The sequence below is a fragment of the Thermopolyspora sp. NPDC052614 genome (assembly GCF_040678635.1).
In the GTDB taxonomy this organism is placed as follows: Bacteria; Actinomycetota; Actinomycetes; order Streptosporangiales; family Streptosporangiaceae; genus Thermopolyspora.
The window spans coordinates 1-15,692 of sequence record NZ_JBFATZ010000037.1; the positions used below are offsets into that span (position 1 = coordinate 1).

Consider the following 15,692-nt stretch of genomic DNA (forward strand, 5'->3'; position numbering starts at 1 on the left):
GAGCGGTTGCCGATCGAGGCGACGCACATGCTGATCGCGGGCGCGATCGACTTCGTGGTGTTCATCGAGAAACGCAACGACTACGCGCGCGGCGGGCGGCTGCGCCGGTACGTGGCGAGCATCCGCGAGGTCACCGGCGTGGACGGCCGGGTGCTGTCCAGCGAGGTCTTCGCCCCCGGCCCGGACGGCTCGGCCGTGCCGCACGCCCCCATCTCCTGCATCGAGGAACTGATCCCCTACGGCTTCGACCCCGCGTACGGAGCGTGGGCATGAGCGGACTCGGCGGCGTCAACCAGCTCGTGCTCGCCCTGCTCGGCGGGGCGCTGCTCGGCGGCGGGCTGTTCCTGCTGGGCATGTTCATCCGCGGGGTGGAACGCAAGCAGATCTCCCCGAGCAAGGCCGCCGAGCGGCAGGAGCGGATACGCAAGCTCTCGACCCGGGCCGGGGTCGCCGTGGTCGTCGCCGCGGTCGTGCTCATCCTCACCAGGTGGCCGGTGATCGCGGCCGGCTCCGGGCTGCTCGTCATGGCCTGGCACGGCCTGACCGGCGGCGCGGCCGAGGAACGCCTCGCCATGCGCAACCTGGAGGCCCTGGCCGCCTGGACCGAATCGCTGCGCGACACCATCGCCGGCGCGGCCGGACTCGAGCAGGCGATCCCCGCCTCGGTGCGGGCCGCCGCCCCCACCCTCCAGCCCCACCTGCGGGCGCTGGTGGACCGGCTGCACACCCGCATGCCGCTGCCGGACGCGCTGCACCGCTTCGCCGACGAGCTCAACGACTCCTCCGCCGACCTGGTGGTGGCCGCGCTCATCCTCAACGCCCGCCTGCGCGGCCCCGGCCTGCGCGAGGTGCTCGGCGCGCTCGCCGCCTCGGCCCGCGAGGAGCTGGACGTGCGCCGCAAGGTCGAGGCGGAGCGCCGCTCCACCCGGCGCAGCGTGCAGATCGTGCTCGGGGCGTCGCTCGGCTTCGCGGCCCTGCTCATCATCTTCAACCCGTCGTACGTCGCCGAGTACGGCGACCCGCTCGGCCAGCTCGTGCTGCTCGTGGTGGCCGCCCTGTTCGGCGCCGGGTTCGCCTGGATGCGCCGCCTGGCCAAATTCGACAAGCCCGAGCGACTGCTGGCCCGCACGGTCCCCGAGTCGTCGGGAGGTGGCGCGTGACCGAGGCACTGCTCGCCGGGGCGATCGCCGGGCTCGGCGTGTTCCTGCTGATCCGGGCGCTGTTCCCGGCCCGCGCCGGGCTCGCCGCCCGCCTGTCGGCGATGGACGCGGTACGGCAGGGCAACGGCGTCTCCCGCGTGTCGTTGATCACCAACGACGAGAAGGAGAGCGCGCTGCGCAAGGCCGTCGGCGAGGCGGCCGCCCGCTTCTACGCGGCGCGCGGGTGGGAGTTGCGGTCGATCCGGGCCGACCTCGCCCTGCTCGGCAGGTCGTTCGAGGGATTCCTGGCGACCAAGTGCCTGCTGGGGGCGTCGGGGCTGCTCGCCGCGCCCATCCTCGCCGCCTGGATCCCGCTGATGGGCTGGGACTTCCAGCTCGCGGTCCCGCTGTGGTCGGCGCTGCTGATCGCGGCGCTGTTCTTCATGCTGCCCGACGTGCAGATCAAGCGGGACGCCGCCGCACGGCGGCGCGACTTCCGGCACGCCGTGGGGGCGTTCCTCGACCTGGTGGCGATGAACCTGGCCGGGGGACGCGGCGTGCCCGAGGCGCTGATGATGGCCTCCTCGCTGGGGGAGGGGTGGGCGATGGCGCGCATCCGCGACGCGCTGGCCGGCGCCCGCATCATCGGCATCACCCCCTGGCAGGCGCTCGGCCAGCTCGGCGAGGAGGTCGACGTGGACGAGTTGCGCGACCTGTCCTCGGCGCTGGGTCTGGTCGCGGACGACGGCGCGAAGGTACGGCAGTCGCTGGCCGCGCGGGCCGAGACGATGCGGCGGCGCGAACTCGCGGAGGTGGAGGGACAGGCGGGGGAGCGATCCCAGTCCATGCTCGTCGCGCAGTTGCTGCTGTGCGCCGGGTTCCTGCTGTTCCTGGCGTTTCCGGCCGCGATGAAAATGCTCGGCGCGTAGGGCTCATAGGGAAGGAATCACAATGAACTGGTTCAGGACTCCGCTGGTGGACTACCTGATCATCCTGCTTCAGGTGCGGATCCACCGGGCGCGCACCGCGCCGAGCCGGGGAGCCTCGGCGGTGGAGTGGGTGATCATCACCGCGATCATCGCCGGGGTGGCGCTGGGGCTCGCCACATTGATCCAAAGCCTCGTGGAGCAGAAGTCGCAAGAGATCCAGTCCGGCTTCGGCGGTGGCGGCGGTGGCGGTGGCGGGGGTGGCGGGGGTGGCGGGGGTGGCGGCAATGCCCGTGATGGCAGCGTCAGTGGCGGCTGATCGGGACAAGGGCGCGTCCGTCGTTGAACTGTCCCTGATCATGCCGGTCGTGCTGATCGTCATCCTGCTCGCCGTCCAGTTCACCCTGGTCTTCCACGGCAGGCAGGTCGCCGACGCCGCCGCCAGGGAAGGGGCGCGGGTGGCCCGGGCGGCCGGGGTGAACGCGCCGGGATGGAAACGGCTCGCGGAGCGGCGGGCCCGCGACATCGTCCGCACCATCGGCCCGCAGATGCTGCAGAAGGTGACCGTCGAGGCGTTCGAGCGCGGCGGCGAGCGGGGCGTCACGGTCCGCGGCGACGCGGTGGCGGCCGTGCCCCTGCTGCCGAACATGTCCTTCCCGGTCACCGCCACCTTCAGCGGGCCCATCGAGTGCTTCCGCCCCGACAACGGCTCGCGGAGATGTGGATGAGATCGACGGCACCAGAGGAGGAGAGAGGTTCGATGGCGGTCGAGGCCGTGCTGCTCGCCCCCGTCCTGCTGATCTTCCTGCTGCTGCTCGTCGGCGCGGGCCGCATCGTCGAGGCCCAGGGCGAGGTGAACGGCGCGGCGCGCGACGCCGCCCGCGCCGCCTCCGTCGAGCGGACCCTCGCCCGCGCCCGCACCGCCGCGGGCGACGCCGCCCGCGGCGCGCTCACGTTCTGCCAGGGCGGGCCGGGGATCAGCATGGCGGGCAGCGAGTGGCGCGAGGGCGGATCGGTGCGGGTGGAGGTCACCTGCCGCCTCGACCTCTCCGCCGTCTCCGGGTTCGGCTTCTCCCCGGTGAAGGAGATGAGCGCGAGCGCGGTCGTGCCGCTGGAGCGGTTCCGGAGGGTCGAGGGGTGATCGCGCCGCCCGAAACCGGCCGGCACCCCGGCGAACGCGGGTCGCTGGCGGTGTTCGTCGTGTTGTTCAGCGTGGCCGTGCTCGTCTTGGCGGGGCTGCTGGTCGACGGCGGCGCCCAGATCAACGCCCGGCTGCGGGCCGGGGACATCGCCGAGCAGGCGGCGCGGGCCGCGGCCGACGCCATCGACGTCGAGCGGCTGCGGGCCACCGGCGAGGTACGCATCGCCGGCGGGAGCCAGGCGTGCGGGCGGGCGCGCGAGGTGGTGCGCAACCACCGGGAGGCCGGCGCCGCGCTCACCCGGTGCACGGTGGCGGGGGGCGCGCAGCGGGTCACCACGCAGGTGCGCATCGAGTGGCGGGCGTTCTTCCTCACGATCATCGGATTCACCGGCGGGACCATGACGGCCGAGGCGAGCGCGGGCCCCCGGACGCGGTAGAGCCCGGACGCAAGAGAACGCAAGAGAGACGCCGGCCCCCCGGACGCAAGAGAGACAAGGAGCCCTGGATGGCAACGAGACAGCCCACGGCCGAGCGGTCACCGGCCGACGTCGTGCTGGGCATTCTCGCGATCGTCGCCCTGCTCGGGCTGATCGCGGGCGTGCCGTACGGGCTGTTGCGCTTCTTCGGCTCGCCCATCCCCGAGGGCGGGCTGTCGCTGTCCATGCTCACCGACGAGGTACGGCTCGGCACGATCCTCGACCTGCTGTCGATCCTGGTGTGGCTCGCCTGGCTCCAGCTCGTGGCGTGCGTGATCGTCGAGTTGTGGGCCGGCATCCGCAACGTCGGCGTGCCGAGCCGGGTGCCGTTCGCCGGGGGCACGCAGGCGCTCGCCCACCGGCTCGTCACCGCCGCCCTGCTGCTGTTCACCGCCGCCGCCGCGGTGACCCCGCTGGTCACCGCGAGCGTGCAGGCCAAGCCCGCGCCCGTCGCCACCGCCGTCGCGGACCCGTCCGCGATGCAGCAGCAGGCGCGGGAGGACCGCGCGCTGGTGCCGGTGAAGAAGGCCAAGAAGGTGTACGTGGTGCAGCCCCCGGCGGGCCGGCACCACGAGAGCCTGTGGGAGATCGCGGACAAGTGCCTCGGCGACGGCCGCCGCTACAAGGAGGTCTTCGAGCTCAACAAGCACCGCGTCCAGCCGGACGGCACCAGGCTGCAGATCTCCGACCTGATCCGGCCCGGCTGGGTGCTCGACATGCCCGACGACGCGATCAACGTGCACACCGTGCCGGCGGATGACGACAAGGCCGAGATCCTGTCCGGACATGAGGACAAGCCGTCGTCGCTCGACGGAAAGACCCACCACTTCGACGCCAAATCCGACGCAAAATCCGACGCCACGTTTGACGCCAAATCCAATGCCAAGGCGGGAGCGGACCAGGGCGACCCGGAGGACACCCGGGAGTTCCGCGTACCCGTCAGCAAGGACAAGCCCGACCACATCGACAGGCCGGGCGGCGTGGTGGAGTCGCCGCTGGCGGCGCTGCCCGACTTCCTGGCCGCCGCGTCGCTCGCCGCCGCCGGGCTGCTCGCCGCGCTCGGGCAGCGGCGGCGCGTGCAGCTGTGGAACCGTGCCTTCGGCCGCCGCCTGCCCCAGCCGGAGGGCGACGCCGCGCTCGCCGAGATGGCCCTGCTGCTCGGCGCCGATCCGTACGGCACGCGCCTGCTCGACCTCGGCCTGCGCCACCTCAACCGGGCCCTCGCCGAGCAGGGCCGCACGCCGCCGACCGTCTACGGCACCTTCCTGTCGCCCGGCCACCTCGACCTGTGGATCCACCCGGCCGACCGGGACGCGCCCGCGCCGTGGGTCGCCGTCGACAACGGCAGCGTCTGGCGCCTGGCGGCGGGCGACGGCCACCGGCTGCCCGAGGACGCGCTCGCCGGGACGCTCGCGCCGTACCCGGGGATGGTCTCGCTCGGCACCCGCGACGGCGGCCGGGTGCTGGTCGACCTGGAGGCCGCGCACGGCGTCATCAACGTGCGCGGACGCCCGCACATCGTGGCCGCCGCGCTCGCCGCCGTCGCCGTCGAGCTCGCCACCAACCGCTGGTCGGACCACATGCGGCTGATCCTCGTCGGCCTCAGCCCCGACCTGGCGCTGATCGCCCCCGACCGCGTCACGGTCGTCCCCACCCTCGCCGAGGCGCTGCCCGAGTTGGAGGCCCGCACCGCCGACGTGCAGCGGGCGCTCGCCGCCGCCGGGGTCGGCTCGGTGCTCACCGGACGCTGCCGGGGCGTGTACGGCGAGGCGTGGATGCCCACCTACCTGCTCAGCGCCGTCCCGCCGAACCCGGCCGAGGCGACCAGGCTCGCCGAGCTCGCCAAGACCGGCAGCCGCCTCGCCTCCGGCTACCTGGTGGCGGGCGACGACCTCCCCGGGGCGGCCTGGACGTGGGACCTCACCCCCGACGGCCGCGCCTCGATCACCGCACTCGGCCTGGACGTCCAGGGCCAGCTCCTGCCCGAGCAGCAGTACCACCAGGTCATCGAGCTGTTCCGGACGACCGTCGGCGACGGGGTGCCGATGCCCGACCCCGAGCCGAGCGGGCCGGTCTCCGCGCAGCTCAGCGCCTCCTTCCGGCCCGCGGCCGAGGTCCGCGTCCTCGGCCCGATCGAGGTGATCGCCCCCGGCCCGATCGAGGACGAGCGGCGCCCCATCTGCACCGAGCTGGTGTGCTACCTGGCGACCCACCCGGGCGGGGTGCACCCCCGGGTGCTCGGCGGCGCGCTGTGGCCGCGCGGCGTGGAGGAATCGGTCCGCGACGCCGTGATCGCCCGCGCCCGGGACTGGCTCGGCACCGACCGCGCCGGACGCCCCAACCTCGTCACCGAGGACGACGGACGGCTCTCGCTCGGCCCCGAGGTCGCCGTCGACTGGCAGATCTTCCTCGAACTCGCCCGGCTCGCCGCCGCCGACCCGCACGGCGGCGCCCCGCACCTCGCCCGCGCGCTCACCGTGATCCGGGGACCCCTGCTGTACGGCAGGCCGCCCGGACGGTACGTGTGGCTGGCGGGCGACCCGCTCGCCTTCGAGGTGCCCGCCCGGGTGGCCGACGCCGCCCACCGCCTGTCGGAGCTGCGCCTGGCCGCCGCCGACCCGCGCGGCGGCGTCGACGCGGCGCTCGCCGGGCTGCGCCTCGCCGACGGGGACGAGACACTCTGGCGCGACCTGCTGCGGGCCGCGCACGCCGGGGGCGATCTCAACGAGGTCCGGCACTGGGTGGACCAGCTTCGCCGGTGGGCCGCCGCCTCCCACCTCAAGGGCCGCCTGATGCCGGAGACCGAGGCGCTGATCGAGGAACTGCTGCCCACTCCCGCCTACCAGCAGGCCGGATAGGAGCCGACCGTGGACGCCATCCCTCCCCGCCGTGACCCGACCGCCCGCCCGCCGCTGAGGTGGGCGGCGGTCGCCGTGGGCGTCGGAGGGCTGGTCCTGGCGGGCTGCGCGAAGGAACCGCCTCCGCTGCGGCCCACCGGCGGAGACGACGCCGGCGTCGCGGAGTCCGCCCCGGCGGCGCGGCCGACGACCTCCGCCGGCGCGGGCTCCGGCGAACAGGGGGAACGCGAGCCGCCGGAGACCTCGGCGGACGAGTTCGCCTTCCCGGCCGACCTCAAGGTGCTGTACCGGCCACGGCCCGCCTCGGGGAACGCGGCGGGAGCGGTGCGGGACTTCGGCCGGTTCTGGCGGGCGTGGTGGTACGCGTCGGCGACGGGCGGCCGGGACACCCGCTACCGGGCGTACGTCGCGCCCGGATCGTTCCTCGGCGGCACGGGGATCTTCACCGAGGTCGTCAGGAACTGGGCGGAGTCGAAGGAGCGCCCGACCGGGACGATCCGCGCCTACGCCGTGCAGGCGGCCGAAGGCGACGACGGCCGCGTGTTCCTCGACGGCTGCGGCGACGAGACGAAGGCGGGCGCGAAGAACGTGAACACCGGCCAGGTCGACTGGTCGTTCGGCAAAAGCGAATCCTCTCGATACAAGTTCCGGGTCGTGCTGGCGCGCACGGGCGACACGTGGCAAATCCACGAATACCGCTCGTTCTCCGCCACCGATCCCGCAGGCAGGGAGTGCCGAGGATGAGACGGCTCCTCATGACGACACTGATCACCGTGATGATCTCCACGCTGCTCGGCGCGGTCGCGACGGGCCCGGCCGCGGCGAGGCCCGGGCCCCGAGGCGGCGGGCACGGCGATGGGAGGAACTTCGACGTCTACGCGCGATCCCTGGTGCACCTCAACGGCTCGGGGTACCGGCGAAACGGCACCCCGAACGTTCCTCCCAACTTCAAACCGCCGCGCTGCTGGTACCAGCCCCGCTACACCCAGGACGAGATGTACGCCTGGGCCCGGCGCAACTTCGAGGCGTGGCACCACCAAGGGCCGGAGGACCAGCGACTCGCGCAGGAGTGGTACGAGAAGATCCGCGACGAGATCGGCAAGCACGACGGCGAGGCCGGCAAGATCTGGTGGTTCCTGTCCGACGACGGCACCGCCGAGGGCGCGGCCTGCTACGCCCGGACCAGGCCGTTCTACAAGTACGTCGGCCCGCGTCCGCCCATCGCCAAGGACGATCAGATCATCGACCCGGTGGACCTGTCCTACATCGCCCGCGCCAACCTCACCCTGCCGAAACCGCGGATCAGGCTGAACCCGCCCGGCGGGCGGTCCTTCGTCGGCCTGGAGACCTGGGTCGAGGTCACCGACCCGCCCCTGTTGACGGTGACGGCGAGCGTACGCGGCGTGCCCGGCCTGTCCGCGCAAATCGAGGCCAGGCCTGCGAAGGTCATCATCAAGGCCAGCGGCGGCGACCCCGACATCCAGGACAAGCGGAACTCCTGCCCCGCCTACCGCAAGGGCATGTCGCCCAAGGACGGCTGCTGGGTGCGGTTCAACCGCTCCTCCCTGCAGGGACGGTTCACCATCACCGTCACCCGCAAATGGGATGTGACCACCAACGTCGAGGGCGTCACCTTCGACGAGGGCAGAGTCGATGCCACGACCACCGTGCGGATCGACGAGATCCAGTCCACCGTCGTGCGCTGAGCCGTACGTCATAGCCGCTGGGCATAGCGGCCACGCTCACCGTGTCTTGACGGCTACTGTAAACAAGCCTTGACACGTGACGGAGAAGGAGACGGCATGAGCCACAGCTTGCTCGGCGGTGACCCTGCGGAGATGCAGGCCATGGCCGCGCAGTTCACCCAGCAGGCCGACCAGGTACGCACCACGATGACCAACCTCGACCGCGAGGCGGCCAAGGTCGGCACGGCGTGGACCGGCCAGGGCGCGATCCGCTTCAAGGACGCCTGGGAGAGCTACCGCGCGGCCTTCCAGCGCATGGCCGAGGAGCTCGCCGAGGCCTCCCGCGTCATCAACACCTACCGCGGCAACATCGAGTCCGCCACCCGCTGACCCATTCACGTCCCGCGCGGCGTCGCCCCTACCTGGGGGCGGCGCCGCGCCGGCCTTTTCTGCGCCTTCAGTCCGGGCCTTCAGTCCGGAACGGCGGTCTGCAGGGGCGTGGCGGCCCCGGACACGATCAGCAGACCGCGGCCCGGAGGGCCGCCCACCGCGCCGCGGGGGAGGCGGACGGAGAACAGGTCGCCGTCGGCGGGGCTCTGCACGGACAGCAGCAGGCCGGTGCGGGACTTGCGGGTCTCGGCGACGAAGCCGCGGTAGGCGGTCGTCATGTCGCCCGTGGTGCCCGCGATGAGCAGTCCGTGCTCCTCGTCGCGGCCGGTCCGCAGGACGTCCTCCAGGGCGGCGCCGGTGGGGCTGTCGGGGGACAGCAGTTCGGCGTCGTCCACGACGACGACGTAGCGGGGGTGGCCCGCCAGCAGGGCGGGGAGCGGCGTCTCCGGCGAGCCGTCCAACGGCCTGCCGTTCCCGTCGAGTACGGCGAGCACCCCGGGGGCGTCGGCGAGATCCCGCAGCGGGCTGCGCCGGGGGGTCACGATGAGGACCGGCGTGTCCTGGGACAGCAGCGACCGGGCGGCGGTGACCAGGGCGGACGAGCGCCCCGAGCGCGCCGGGCCCGCGACGGCCGCCCCCGGGCCGCCGGTGAGCAGGTCGATGCCGAGGGGGGCGAGCGCGTCGCCGCCCACGCCGAGCAGCGCCCACAGGGGCGACGGCGGGCGGAACGACGGGACCAGGCCGCGGGCCTGAGAGGCGGTGATGCGCATCGGCAGGGCATCGACGCGGATCGGCGAGTTGGGGTTGTCGCCCGTACGCTCGGCGGCGACCCTGGCGAGCGCCTGCAACTCGGCCACCTGCGCCGGGCCCGACGGATCCGGGCACAGGAGGGCGACCTGGCTCTCGACCAGGCCGTGTTCGGCGAGGGAGAGCACGCGGCCGGGAGGCATCGACGAGGGCAGATTCTTGGCCGGCAGGCCGGCGAGCCCGTAGTCGGCGGCGTCCGCCAGCTTCAGCACCAGCTTCTCGTCGAACACCGTGGAGATCTGGCCGAGCAGCCCGGACCGGTCGGCCGTCACCACCGCCCGCAGCCCCACCGCGGGCCCCTCGCGCAGCAACTGCATGAGCGCCTCGATCAGCCTGCCGTAGTCGTACTGCTCGAACGCGGCGAGGAAGCCCTCCCACCGGTCCAGCATGAACACCAGCCACGGCATGCGCTCGACGTGCCCGGCGGCCCGCGCCTCGGCCAGCGAGGCGTGCCCCGCCTCGGCGAGGATCTGCTGGCGCCTGGACACCTCGGCGCGCAGGCGGGCGAGGAGGCGTTCCACGCGGTCGATCTGGTCGCGGGTGACCACCGCCCCGCAGTGCGGCAGCGCTACCAGGGGAAGCAGGGAACCCGAGCCGCAGTCGACGGCGTGCAGGTGCACGTCCGCCGGGGAGGCCGTGGCGGCGATCGAGCCGGCGATCGTGCGCAGGGCCGTCGATCTGCCGCTGCGGGAGGTGCCCGCGATGAGCAGGTGCCCGCCGTGCGCGAGGTCGAGGACGAGCGGGCGGCGGCGCTGCTCCCACGGCAGGTCGGTCACGCCGAACGGCACCGGGGGCACCTCCCCGTCGGCGCGGGAGGCGTGGTGCGCGGGGAGCTCGCCGAGGACGACGGCGTCGGGGAGCGGGGGCAGCCAGGGGCTGGGCTGGTCGGGGACGCCGGCCTCCCGCGCGGCCTCGCGGAGCGCGTCCACGAGAAGCGACAGGTCGGTCTGCGCGGCGTCGTCCGATTTCGCGGCGGCGAGGCGCACCGGGTGCCCAAGGGCCTGCCACGGCAGATCGACGACCCGCGCGGCGCCCTGCGCCTCCTTGCCGGGGGCGCGTCCGCCGATCCGGGCCGTCTGTACGGCGACCGCAGCGCCCGCGCCCGACTTCACATAGCACCGGCCGGGCAGCGACTTGGAGATGCGGGCGGCCTCCGGCCCGTCGATGACGTCGGCGGACTCGGTCGTGTCGGTCACCCGCAGGGCGATCCGCAGCGAGGTGTTCGCCTGGATGTCGGCGGTCACCACGCCCTGCGGACGCTGGGTCGCGAGGATCAGGTGGATGCCGAGGGAACGCCCGCGCCGGGCGATGTCCACCAGCCCCTCCACGAAGTCCGGCAGCTCGGCCACGAGCGCGGCGAACTCGTCGATGATCAGCACGAGCCGCGGCAGCGGGTCGAGCGGGGACCTGGCGCGCAGCTCCTGGTAGTCCTCGATGTCCTTGGCGCCCGCGGCGAGGAGGAGGCGTTCGCGGCGGCGGAGCTCGGCCGCGAGGGACTCCAGGGCGCGCTGGGTGAGGTGGCCGTCGAGGTCGCTGACCATGCCGACCGTGTGCGGGAGCCGTACGCACTCCTTGAAGGCGGCCCCGCCCTTGTAGTCGATCAGCACGAAGGTCATCTCGTCGGGGCGGTTGACCGCGGCCAGGGCGCAGATGAGGGTCTGCAGGAGCTCGGACTTCCCGGCGCCGGTGGTGCCGGCGATGAGCGCGTGCGGGCCGTCGCGGCGCAGGTCGACGCTGTAGGGGCCGTCGGGGCCCACGCCGATCAGGGCCCGCGTGGTGTGGCCCCGCCACTTGGCGCGGATCGCCCGCCCGCTGAGGACCGGGAGATCGAGCAGGTCGAGGAGCCTGGCCGAGGACGGCAGGGCGGCGGCCGCGTCGCCCCGGCTGACGTCGCGCAGCGGCGCCAGGGACCGGGCGAGCTGCTCGGACCACGACGTGGAGACCTGGTCGGCGAGGATCCGGCCCAGGGCGTCCAAGCCGCCGCCGTGCAGCCGTACGTGGCCGTCGTCGAAGCAGGAGACGACGGTGGCGCACTCCTCCGGGAGCAGCCTGCGGTCGTCGTCGATCGCCAGCGTGTACACCCCGGCGCGGGGGCCCTGGCGCAGCACCTGGGGCATGCCGGGCAGCGACCGCAGCACCTGGGCGCCGTCGAGGATGAGCAGCACGTCGTACGGCTGGTCGCTGTAGGCGGCGAAGGCGGGGCCGGAGGACGCCTTGCCCGCGCCCGACCACTGAGGGTCGTCCCACCCGCCGGGCCGGCCGTTCAGACCGGCGCTCAGGCCGGAGCCGAGCGACGACCGGCCGTAGTAGCCGTCCTCGTCGAGGCGTTCGGCGACGAGCGACGCCAGCTCCGCGACGCGCCGGGCGGCGGCCTCGGGGTCCGCGCCGACCAGGGCCGCGCAGCCGGAGTCGCGGGGGTCGCTGTGCGGCAGCCACCGTACCCAGGACCAGTGCTGGGCGCCGTCGGCCTTGGCCGACAGCACCACGACGGCCAGGTCGCGTGGGCTGTGCAGGGTGGCGGCCTGCCCGACGAGCCAGCGCGCGACGGCGAGGGCGACCGGACGCGAGCCGGTGAGGCCCGCCACGCCGAGCCGGCGCATCGCCAGGTTCACGGGAACGTTCCGGGCGATCGGCGGGTCGGGGAGCTTGACGTCCGCCGAGCCCCGCTCCGGGACGAACTCCAGGTCGGCGGGCAGGTCGGCCAGGCCAAGGCGCAGCCGCAGCACGTCGGGGTCGTGGATGCGCCGCTCCCACAGCCTGCGGCGCGGGCCCTTGGCGGTGAGCAGCGCCTCGGCGGGGTCGGGGGAGGCGGCCCGGCGCTCGGCCTCGTCCACGGCCCTGGCCGTCGCCACGTCCTGTTCGAACTCGGCGAGACGGCGCTGGTAGACCCTGACCGCCTCCCGGTGCTTCTTGCGGCCGTGCCTGCGGTCGCTCCACCACTGGCCGATCATGATCGCGGGGGTCATCAGGGCGATCAGCAGGAAGTACCACAGGTGGAAGACGAACGCCATCACCAGGCCGAACACGGCGGGCAGCAGCGCGGCGAGCAGTTGCAGGCGCATGCCCTCGCCGCGTTTGGGCTCGGCCGGGACCTCCAGGCGTCTGGTGCGCTCGGGCGGGGCGAGGCGCGGCGGGCGGTTGTACGCGAGACCGCCGTCCGGCAGCGTGTCGAGGTGGGCGTCGGGGGGCTCGACGGGGCCGCAGACGAGCAGCGAATTGCCGCAGCGTAGCAGGCGTCCGTCGCCCCACGCCTCCGGGTCCGTCAGCGGCGCGCCGTCCAGGCGTGGCGCGGCCGGGTCGTCCCACTGCTCGGCCTCGGCGGCCGACGGCTTTCGCTTGCGCCGGAACAGGCGTCGCCGTTCGCGGACGCGTCCGTCCCGTCCGGGCGCTCCGCTTCGCGCCGGGCCGCCGGAGGGACGGACCCGCCGGTCCCGCGGGTTGTGGTGCCGATCGAGGGCCTGATGCCGGTGGGGGCCGGGAAGGGAGGGTGCGGGTTCGACGGTGATTCCTCCGGGGGCGACGCGGACGACGGCGCCCGTGGGCGGCATCGCGGGGTCGCGGACGACGATGGCGCCGGCCGGGTCGGAGCCGATGGTGTAGACGCCGAGTCCGAGCCGGTGCACGGAGCCCGCGGCCGGGCCGCCGACGACGCGGATCTCCACGATGCCGACGGGTTCCTCGGTCACCGTCGCCGCGGCGGCCCCGGGGTCGAGCGCCACCACGTCGCCGTCGCGCAGCAGCCCGGACACCGTCGCGTCCGGATCGAGCGGCTTGCCGTCGAGCCACAGGCGGCGGCCGGAGGGCGACCGTCCGGCCGGCGCGGCGTCGGGGGCGAGGCCGTAGGGCGCGCGGGCGCGCGTCAGCCGTACGACGTTGGAGAGATCGGCGGGCGCGCCGGCCAGGGCGTCGGCGAGGCCGGCGACGGTGGTCAGTTCGTCGCCCTCGGCGAGTACGTCCCGGCGGCCGTGGGCTGTGACCACGGTGAGCATGATGCGCATGCGAGGCCTCCCGCGGATATCCGGTCGGGCGAAAACGCCGCTGTGGCCCGTACGGTTGTGGCTCGTACGCCCCACACGGTAGCGAGCGAACCGGATCTCATCTCGGCCTTTGCCGTAATGCCTATGGCGAATGAGACCTCATTCCAGGGTTTTATCCGCTTCCGCGTCATTCGCCGCCGTTGTCGCTGGTGATGCAGGTGGGCGAGTTGCCGGTGTTACCGGTGTTATGTCATGGAGAATGAGCATAATTCTGATGATCAAGGTGCGGCAGATACAAAATCTTTCGCTTCAGGTTGACGGCGTGTTGCCATAACGGATAGGCATGGGTCCGCGATTCCGGCCCGGCCGGGTCTGCTAATACGCCCATAATGGCGTGAATCCCGCATCGGTTAACGCGTTGCTCAGCTTGAAAACGAGGCCCGCCCCACCCCTCATGATGATCATGTCCGGGCGGGCCGAAACGCCCCTTGGAGTCACGCACCTATGAGGACCAGCGAGAAACCCCCACGCGAGGCGAACGGAGGCCGGGCCGGACTGTCCGCGCCCGCCTCCCGGAAGCTCCCGGTGCCGCCCCGCGAGCGCAAGCCCGCCCTCGCGGCCCTCGCCGTGCTCCTCATCGTGGGCGGCGCCCTCGCCACCACCCTGCTCATGATGCGCACCGGCGACCGGGTCTCGGCCATCCGCATCACCCAGCAGATCGCCGCCGGGCAGCCGATCGCCCTCGCCGCCATGGAGGAGGTACAGGTGGCGCAGACCGGCGTCGACTACGTGCCGTGGCGGTTGCGCCAGCAGGTGGCGCGGACGTACGCGCGGGTGCCCCTCATCCCCGGCACGCTGCTGATCAGGCAGATGACCACGTCCGCGAGCGAGGAGCTCGGCCCCGGCAAGGCGATCGTGGGCCTGGCGCTCAAGGCCGGCCAGATGCCCGCCGACCTCGCCAAGGGGCAGCGCGTCCAGGTGATCCACGTGCCCGCGCGGGCGGCCGAGGGCGCGGCCCGCGTGCTCGTGCAGAACGCCTTGGTGCACACCATCGGCCCGGCCGGCAGGAGCGGGTCCGGCGGCCTCGTCTCGATCATCGTGGACACCGCCGAGGCGCCCGAGGTCGCGCTCCACTCCTCCAGCGGCGAGGTCGCCCTCGCCGTGCTGCCCGGGGCGGGCTGAGGTGGGCCTCATCGTGCTCGCCGCCGACAAGGGCGCCCCCGGCGTCACCACCGCCGCGACCGCGCTCGGCGCGGTGTGGCCGCGCCCGGTGCTGCTCGCCGAGTGCGACCCCTCTGGCGGCGACCTCGTCTACCGGCTGCCGGGGGCGGACGGCGGCATGCTCAACCCGGGCCGGGGCCTGCTCAGCCTCGGCGCGACCGCCCGGCGCGGACTCTACCCCGAGCAGATCTACGAGCACACCCAGCGCCTGATCGGCGGCCTCGACGTGCTCGCCGGGCTGACCAACGGCGAGCAGGCCGCCGGGCTCACCTGGCTGTGGGGGCCCCTCGGGCGGGCGCTGGCGGCGCTGCCGCAGGCCGACGTGCTCGCCGACTGCGGACGCCTCGGCGGGCACCTCCAGATCAACGACCTGGTCGCCGAGGCCGACCTGGTGGTCCTGTTCACCCGGGCGAGCCTGGACAACGTGGCCCACCTGCGCGAACGCCTCGCCCTGCTGCCCAAGGGGCCCGAGCGGGGCGTGGTCGTCATCGCCGACGCGCGCTCCTACCGCCCCGCGATCGACGAGGTGCGCCGGATCGTCGCCGCCACCGGCCACGACGTCGCGTTCGTCGGCGGCCTGGCGTACGACCCCAAGGGCGCCGAGCTGCTGCGCGGGCAGTGGGGCGGGCGGCTCGACCGCAGCCTGCTGATCCGCACCGCCCGGGACCTCGCCGGTCGGCTCGCCTCCCGGGTCGCCTCCACCCGCACCCGGGACCCCGCCGTGGGCTCCACCAACGGACTCACGGGCGGCCTCACGGGCGGGCTCACGGGCGGGCTTACGGGCGGGCTCACCGCCACGCCGCCGCCGGTGCCGCGGCCTCGTCCGGCGCGGGAGGGCGAATGATCGCCTTGGAGCGCTCCATTACGAGGGAGGGCAGGTGACCGATCACAACCTCGTGAAGCGGTTCCGGCAGGTGGTCGGGGACCGGCTGGCGCATCAGCGGCGGATCGACCAGGCCGGCGGCGTGCCGCCGATGTCGGGGGAGGACGAGCGGCAGTTCGCGCGTGCGCTGATCGCCCAGGTGCTGGAGGAGCACGCCCGCTCGGAGATCGGGCTGGGGCGTACGCCGCC

The 15,692-nt window shown here is 73.8% G+C and carries 13 protein-coding genes and 2 pseudogenes; 14 read left to right on the plus strand and 1 reads right to left on the minus strand.

Translation table 11 applies throughout. The features are described from left to right. The 11 genes and pseudogenes from AB0K60_RS37280 to AB0K60_RS37330 all read left to right on the plus strand — a co-directional run. A pseudogene (locus AB0K60_RS37280) lies at positions 1-273 on the plus strand (CpaF family protein); the annotation flags it as partial. Then, on the plus strand, positions 270-1,160 hold the full coding sequence (locus tag AB0K60_RS37285) for a type II secretion system F family protein (protein ID WP_364066438.1): 891 nt from the start codon (positions 270-272) through the stop codon (positions 1,158-1,160). The pseudogene AB0K60_RS37280 and the gene AB0K60_RS37285, both read left to right, overlap by 4 nt. Further along, positions 1,157-2,068, plus strand: a complete 912-nt coding sequence (locus AB0K60_RS37290; protein WP_364066441.1) for a type II secretion system F family protein — start codon at positions 1,157-1,159, stop codon at positions 2,066-2,068. The genes AB0K60_RS37285 and AB0K60_RS37290 overlap by 4 nt, the downstream gene beginning before the upstream one ends. 22 nt (positions 2,069-2,090) lie before the next feature. After that, positions 2,091-2,384 carry a hypothetical protein gene (locus AB0K60_RS37295; RefSeq protein WP_364066444.1) on the plus strand — a complete coding sequence of 98 codons (294 nt, stop codon included), beginning with the start codon at positions 2,091-2,093 and terminating at the stop codon, positions 2,382-2,384. Then, positions 2,362-2,793: a TadE/TadG family type IV pilus assembly protein gene (locus AB0K60_RS37300; RefSeq protein WP_364066447.1), complete on the plus strand. Its 432-nt coding sequence runs from the start codon at positions 2,362-2,364 to the stop codon at positions 2,791-2,793. Before AB0K60_RS37295 ends, AB0K60_RS37300 begins: the two co-directional genes overlap by 23 nt. 32 nt (positions 2,794-2,825) lie before the next feature. Then, positions 2,826-3,206, plus strand: a complete 381-nt coding sequence (locus AB0K60_RS37305) for a TadE/TadG family type IV pilus assembly protein (RefSeq protein ID WP_364066450.1) — start codon at positions 2,826-2,828, stop codon at positions 3,204-3,206. Then, positions 3,203-3,643, plus strand: coding sequence for a pilus assembly protein TadG-related protein (locus tag AB0K60_RS37310; RefSeq protein WP_364066453.1), 441 nt, complete (start codon positions 3,203-3,205; stop codon positions 3,641-3,643). The genes AB0K60_RS37305 and AB0K60_RS37310 overlap by 4 nt, the downstream gene beginning before the upstream one ends. A 68-nt stretch (positions 3,644-3,711) precedes the next feature. Next, entirely contained in the window at positions 3,712-6,540 is a 2,829-nt protein-coding gene (locus AB0K60_RS37315; RefSeq protein ID WP_364066456.1) for a hypothetical protein, read from the plus strand. A 9-nt stretch (positions 6,541-6,549) separates the two neighbouring features. After that, positions 6,550-7,284, plus strand: a complete 735-nt coding sequence (locus tag AB0K60_RS37320; RefSeq protein ID WP_364066459.1) for a hypothetical protein — start codon at positions 6,550-6,552, stop codon at positions 7,282-7,284. An 11-nt stretch (positions 7,285-7,295) separates the two neighbouring features. Beyond that, positions 7,296-8,246 (plus strand): hypothetical protein, encoded by a 951-nt coding sequence (locus AB0K60_RS37325; RefSeq protein ID WP_364066462.1) that lies wholly within the window; start codon positions 7,296-7,298, stop codon positions 8,244-8,246. 96 nt (positions 8,247-8,342) lie between these two features. After that, entirely contained in the window at positions 8,343-8,615 is a 273-nt protein-coding gene (locus AB0K60_RS37330) for a WXG100 family type VII secretion target (protein ID WP_364066465.1), read from the plus strand. 80 nt (positions 8,616-8,695) lie between these two features. Here AB0K60_RS37330 and AB0K60_RS37335 read toward each other — a convergent pair whose 3' ends face one another. Continuing rightward, positions 8,696-13,420: an FtsK/SpoIIIE domain-containing protein gene (locus AB0K60_RS37335; RefSeq protein WP_364066468.1), complete on the minus strand. Its 4,725-nt coding sequence runs from the start codon at positions 13,418-13,420 to the stop codon at positions 8,696-8,698. Positions 13,421-13,903: 483 nt separating this feature from the next. Between AB0K60_RS37335 and AB0K60_RS37340 the strand changes: the two genes are divergently transcribed. The 3 genes and pseudogenes from AB0K60_RS37340 to AB0K60_RS37350 form a co-directional block, all read left to right on the plus strand. Continuing rightward, positions 13,904-14,581, plus strand: a complete 678-nt coding sequence (locus tag AB0K60_RS37340) for a hypothetical protein (RefSeq protein ID WP_364066471.1) — start codon at positions 13,904-13,906, stop codon at positions 14,579-14,581. A gap of 1 nt (position 14,582) precedes the next feature. Next, positions 14,583-15,464 carry a hypothetical protein gene (locus tag AB0K60_RS37345; RefSeq protein ID WP_364066474.1) on the plus strand — a complete coding sequence of 294 codons (882 nt, stop codon included), beginning with the start codon at positions 14,583-14,585 and terminating at the stop codon, positions 15,462-15,464. 34 nt (positions 15,465-15,498) lie between these two features. After that, a pseudogene (locus AB0K60_RS37350) lies at positions 15,499-15,692 on the plus strand (CpaF family protein); the annotation flags it as partial.